The following is a 3,025-nucleotide window of genomic DNA, read 5'->3' as shown; positions in this document are numbered from 1 at the left end:
CGGCCGCACCGATCACCGTGCTGGTGCATGCCGGCACCGGCACGCTGATGCCCTACCGCGCGCTCGTCACCGAGATCCGCCGGCGCTCCGCGGGCACCGCCGCCCTGATCGGGCTGGAGGTGCCCGACCTGGCCGCCTACCTGGACGCGGAGCCCACCGGGCAGGTCGAGGCGCTCGCCGCCGGCTACGTGCGCGGCCTGCTCGACCTCGCCCGGGACACCGCCGGCCACCGGGAGATCCACCTCGTCGGCTACTGCCTGGGCGGCCTGATCGCCCTCGAGGTCGCCCGCGGCCTCGCCGAGGCCGGGGTCCCACCCGCGTCGCTGACCGCGATCAGCTCGCACAGCCCGCGGTTCCGCCTCGACGACGCCCTGCTCGCCGAGTACTCGTTCGCCGTGATGATGGGCATCAACCCGCCCGACATCGGTTTCCCCGCGGACGAGACGGAGGTCGCGCGGGCCAGCGAGGCCGTGCTCGCCGAGACCCCCGGCGTGCTGCGCGACGGCGGGATGGCCGAGCTGGACGGGCCGTTCGCCGACGTCGCGACCCGGTTCCGCGAGCTGGCCGATCTGCCGCGCGAGGAGCGCGTCGAACGGATGTGCCGGACGGTCCCCGCCTCCGCCGGCATGTACACGCCGGAGCACATGACCCGGCTGCTGCGCACCTTCCAGCAGAGCGTGTTCTCGATCAGCCGCTATCTGCCGGAGCCGTACGCCGGTGACGTCACGTTCCTGCGCCACAGCGGGACGTATCCGTTCCCCGGTAGCAAGGAGGCGGTGACCGCGCAGTGGGAGGAGGTCTGCCTCGGCGACCTGCGCATCATCGACGTCCCCGGCGACCACTTCACCTGCCTGTCCGTCGAGCACTCCCCCGGCGTGCTGCGGCTGATCGGCGAGCTCACCGCCGGCGCGGTGACCCGATGAGCGGTGACCAGGTGAACGGTGACCAGATGAGTGGCGATCCGGTGAGCGGCCGGACCGTCGGTGTGCTCGGCGCGTCCGGCATGGTCGGCCAGGGTGCGGCCGTCGAGCTGCGCCGGCTCGGTGTCGACCGGCTGCGGCTCGGCGCCCGCCGGCCGGACGCGCTGCGCCGGCTCGTCGACGACCGCCTCGGCGGCCACGGCGAGGTGCGCCCGGCCGACGCGACCGACCCGGAGAGCCTGGCCGCGTTCTGCACCGGCTGCGACATCGTGATCAACTGCGCCGGGCCGACCTACCAGCTGAAGGAGACCGTCGCGGCCGCGGCCGTCGCGGCCGGCGCGCATTGTGTCGACGTCGCGGGCGACGACCCGGCCCACGAGCGGATGGTCGCGCGGGGGCTGGCCGGCACCGACCGCGCGGTCGTGTTCTCCGCCGGCGTGCTGCCCGGGCTGTCGAGCATCATCCCGCGCTGGCTGGCGCGCGCCTTCGACCGTCCCGAGACGCTGACCGCCCACGTCGGCGGCCGGGAGCCGTGCTCCCCGGTGGTCGCCGCGGACATGCTGCTGTCGCTGCGGACCGGCGGTGCGGACGGGGCCGCGTTCGGCGAGGCGCTGGCCGCCTGGCGGGCCGGCCGCCGCCGCTCCCGGGCGCTGCGGGCCACCGAGCGGGCCCGGGTGCCGGGCTTCCCCGGCCTGGTCGCCGCGACCCCGTTCCTGTCGGCGGAGACCGAACGCCTCGCCCGGGTCCTGGCCCTCACCGACGTCGACTGGTTCAACGTCCACCCGGGCAGCGCGGTGCGGGCCGAGATGCTGCGGCTGCCGCACTACCTGGCCGAGGCGGCGGGCTCGGCAGCCCCGGCGGGCTCGGCTGGAGCCGCCGATCCGGCCGCCACCACGGCCGGGGGCGGGGCTGGGGAGTCACTCGGCGTCCGGCTCGCCCGCGCCGCCGAGCTCGACCTCGCCGGGCGCAGCCCGTTCTACGCGATGGCCTTCGCGATGACCGGACAGACCGCGGGCGACCCGGCGAGGCGGACCGCCCTGCTGCGGACCGCCAGCAGCTACCACCTGACCGGCCTGGTCGGCGCGCTGGCCGCCCAGCACGTGCTCGCCGGCAACGTGCCATCCGGCCTGCACTTCGCCGCGGACGTCCTCGATCCGGATCTGGTCGTCGAGGGGCTGCGCGCCGCGTCGGCGTCGTTCTCCCTCTCCCTGACCGTCGCGGACTCCGCCCCCGCCTCCGGCGAGCGCCGTTCCCCGGCGGACGCCGGGGGCCCGGACCTGCCCGCGGAGGACCTGGTCGAGGAGGGCGTGCTGTGACACCGCCCGAGCAGTCCGGGCCATCCAAGCAGTCCGGGCCGGCCACGCGCCCGCTGCGGGTCGTGGTGTGCGGCACGAACTTCGGCCGGCTCTACGCCGAGGCGGTACGCGCGCTGCCCGAGCAGTTCACGCTGGCCGGGGTGCTCAGCCGCGGCAGCGCCTACTCCCGGGCCTACGCCGACCGGCTCGGGGTCACGCACCTCGACGCCGTCGAGAACGTGCCCGACGACGTCGACCTGGCCGTCGTCGCCGTCGGGTCGACGGTGTCCGGCGGGGCCGGCAGCGAACTGGCCGGCGCGCTGCTGCGCCGTGGGATCCACGTGCTGCAGGAGCACCCTGTGCACCCCACGGAACTGCTCGCCCAGACCCGGCTGGCCCGTACCGCCGGCGTGCAGTACCAGGTCAACACGCACTACCACCAGGTCGAGCCGGTCCGGCGCTTCCTCGACGCCGCCGCCCGGCTGCGCGCGGTCGAACCGGTCCGGTTCGTCGACGCGGCCACGTCCGTGCATGTCCTGCTGCCGCTGCTGGACATCCTCGCCCGGGCCCTCGGCGGGGTCCGTCCCTGGAGCCTGGAACCGACGGACGGCGGGACGGCCCCGGCCTCCACCGCCCCGGGGGCCGGGGGCCGGGGGCTGCGGGCGCTGGCCGGGCAGCTCGGCGGCGCCGCCATCCACCTGCGGGTGCACAACGAGCGCGACCCGCACGACCGGGACAACCAGGAGCTGCTGTGGCAACGGGTGGCGCGCGGGACCGGCGCGGGGGTGCGCACCCTCGCCGACACACACG

Annotated in this window: 3 protein-coding genes; all 3 read left to right on the top strand. The window is 76.1% G+C overall.

Features of this window, described 5'->3' with window-relative positions:
- Positions 1-923 (top strand): thioesterase domain-containing protein (locus tag AC08OP_RS23490; protein WP_476616158.1); only part of this gene is annotated, 923 nt, incomplete at its 5' end.
- Positions 920-2,236, top strand: coding sequence for a saccharopine dehydrogenase NADP-binding domain-containing protein (locus tag AC08OP_RS23485; protein WP_476616157.1), 1,317 nt, complete (start codon positions 920-922; stop codon positions 2,234-2,236). The genes AC08OP_RS23490 and AC08OP_RS23485, both read left to right, overlap by 4 nt.
- A partial coding sequence (locus AC08OP_RS23480) for a Gfo/Idh/MocA family oxidoreductase (RefSeq protein ID WP_476616156.1) occupies positions 2,233-3,025 on the top strand: 793 nt, incomplete at its 3' end. The genes AC08OP_RS23485 and AC08OP_RS23480, both read left to right, overlap by 4 nt.

The sequence above is a fragment of the Frankia sp. CeRuru1 genome, assembly GCF_977966315.1.
This window is presented reverse-complemented; position numbering and strand designations above follow the sequence as displayed.